This is a genomic window from Aeromonas sp. Prich7-2, assembly GCF_017939255.1.
Taxonomy (GTDB): domain Bacteria; phylum Pseudomonadota; class Gammaproteobacteria; order Enterobacterales; family Aeromonadaceae; genus Aeromonas; species Aeromonas caviae.
Genome location: NZ_JAGKRI010000216.1, coordinates 1 through 1,603, shown reverse-complemented (window position 1 = coordinate 1,603; position 1,603 = coordinate 1). Strand labels below are relative to the sequence as shown.

Genomic DNA, 1,603 nt, shown 5'->3' with positions numbered 1-1,603 from the left:
AAGAAAATCTCTTTTCTGGTCTGACGGCGCTTACTGCTGAATTCACTGTCGGCGAAGGTAAGTTGATGACTCATGATGAACCCTGTTCCATGGCTCCAGATGACAAACATGATCTCATATCAGGGACTTGTTCGCACCTTCCCTAGGGTGGCTATAACCTTATCCACTCGTAATTTACCGTCCCACGGCATCCCGTTCTCCAGCCAACTACGTACAGGATGATAACTATGCTGTTCACAAATCGCGGTCAAATGATCATCAATTGCCCTGTCTGACAGATGTGCATGCTGGCAGGCATCAACCAGCGCAGATCGCTGACCTGCATCAGAGAGACCTAGGCGCTGATTATCAGAATTAGCGACCTCTGGTTCAGCCGTCATCTGGTTGAAACGCGGGATCCAGTTATTGTGTAAAATAATAGCATGCAGATTACGGCTGGTCCTCATCGGTCGGCTATTTGGCAAAAGGTCCGGCAACGTCAATTGCTCGCTTTTGTCCATGACTTTCGCGAAAACTACATTTTTGTCCTGCTGCTCATTATTTCTCTGATCTTGCTGGTCGTACGTCAGGAGTTCACACTCAAATATTGTTTCATTTCTTTGTCTCATTGTTATTATCCTCGGCCTTATAGACCTGCTTTTTATATATAATATGCATTACCACTTGGATTTAATTTTAATTATAACCAAAATCAGCCTGTTATAAATCGCGCGTGAAATATCAAAAGATGCTTTACCTTTAGTTTATTCCTATGAGACCAGACATGCTTAAACTGTGCTTCGTGTACAATGTCACTTGTAACGACCATACGAGTATAGTGCACAGGAATTCAGAGATAACATTTCAACAAAACCAGTAGAATACGTTATATCTACATAGGCCAACCTGTCTATGTGCCGATGAAGATATGACTATTCCCATCAAAGATCAATAGGACGGAAAAAATAAATTGACATTTTGTGGAATTTATTTATCAAGCCTAATAATTGCACCTAGAATTACAACGAATATATATAAACACTAATTCCTAAATAGCTGTTCCGAATAGTAGATCACCGGAGGAAGGGAACTCAGTCCAGTTTGTGCGATCTGATTAGTCGCTAAACAAAACAAGCCACACCCAAAGGACTGAGTTGATGCCTATCCTACCACCTCTGCCACGACCACAACGGCGCCGCATTCACAAAATCATCCATGCCACCCGTGATAAAGGACATGCTCGTCGCTTGATGGCCATCTTGCTGTTACATGAAGGACGCACGATCACCGATGTTCATCACCTTACCGGCGCTGCGCGCTCGACCATCGGTCGTTGGCTTCGGTGGTATCGAGATGAAGGCATAGATGCGCTAGAAGCCTTACCGGCTGGCCGTGCCCCAGTCTTACCTATCGCCAAGATTGTCACCTTACTGGTGCTGCTCATGCAGTTTTCTCCGCAAGATTTTGGTTATCAGCGAAGCCGTTGGTGTACTGAACTATTGGCTATAAAAATCAATCGGTTAACAGGGCTCAATGTGGCAGCCTCCACGCTCCGCCGATGGTTACCTCGTATGGGCATTGTCTGGCGCAGGCCCGTGCCGACCTTGCGGATAAAAGACCCAGC

1 protein-coding gene and 1 pseudogene are annotated in these 1,603 nt (G+C 45.4%); one reads left to right on the top strand and one right to left on the bottom strand.

Annotated features, from left to right (window positions below; genetic code table 11):
• Positions 1-119 precede the first annotated feature (119 nt).
• Positions 120-608, bottom strand: coding sequence for a hypothetical protein (locus J9892_RS20850; protein ID WP_246876728.1), 489 nt, complete (start codon positions 606-608; stop codon positions 120-122).
• A gap of 528 nt (positions 609-1,136) precedes the next feature.
• On the opposite strand from J9892_RS20850, the pseudogene J9892_RS20845 reads away from it, so the two are divergent.
• Positions 1,137-1,603 (top strand): annotated as a pseudogene (locus J9892_RS20845) (IS630-like element ISAhy2 family transposase); the annotation flags it as partial.